The sequence below is a fragment of the Caballeronia jiangsuensis genome, assembly GCF_046030135.1.
In the GTDB taxonomy this organism is placed as follows: domain Bacteria; phylum Pseudomonadota; class Gammaproteobacteria; order Burkholderiales; family Burkholderiaceae; genus Caballeronia; species Caballeronia jiangsuensis.
On sequence record NZ_JAQQDB010000119.1, the window covers coordinates 1 to 746 of the forward strand.

General features: G+C 61.1%; 1 protein-coding gene. It reads right to left on the reverse strand.

Features of this window, described 5'->3' with window-relative positions; all coding sequences use genetic code 11:
• A partial coding sequence (locus PQR08_RS38615; protein WP_456264731.1) for a helix-turn-helix domain-containing protein occupies window positions 1-685 on the reverse strand: 685 nt, incomplete at its 3' end.
• Between the last annotated feature and the right edge of the window lie 61 nt (window positions 686-746).

The window sequence follows — 746 nt, forward strand, 5'->3', positions numbered from 1 at the left end:
CTGCCTGCGCGGGCCGCTCGCTGATCGAGACTGCCCCGACGATACCGCCTCGGCCTTGCCCGCTCGATGACGCGCTTTTCGAACGCCGCATCGTCTGATGGCTACGCAGATGGGCCACCAACTCTTTTTTCAGCACGCCGCGAGCTTGGATGAACAAGCTTCGATAAATTGTTTCGTGCGACAGGTGCATGTCCTCGTTCACTCGGAAGGCGCGCTTGAGCCAGCCGGCGATTTGCGCAGGCGACCATTCTAAGCGCAGCTTGCTGGCGACCAATCGCCGCAAACGAGCATTTCCCGCCAACGCGCATTGCTTGGGCCGCAGCGCACGCTTCCAGGCGGTTGCATCGGCCTCGTGCGCCCGATACTTGAGCACCCCGCCATTGCGCTGCACCTCGCGACTGATCGTCGAGGCAGCCCTTTGCAAGCGCTGCGCAATCTGCCGTATCGACTCCCCCGCGCTCAGACCGCGAGAGATCTCTTCACGCTCGCGCAGCGCCAGCACGCGAGTACTGCGACTGCGCGCTCGCGGAACAATCCCGCCATGTTGACTGACCACCCGATGAATCGAGCTGACGTCGCGTTGCAGTCCACGCGCGATCTCGCTTAGCGACTCACCTTCGCTCCATCGCCGCCAAATCTGTTGCCTGTCCTCGCTGTTCAACCACGGCTTTCTCTGTCGTTTCATTCGCCTTTTTCCTCTGATCCTTATTGGAACAGAGGTGTTGCATCGACCGGTTGAATACGCC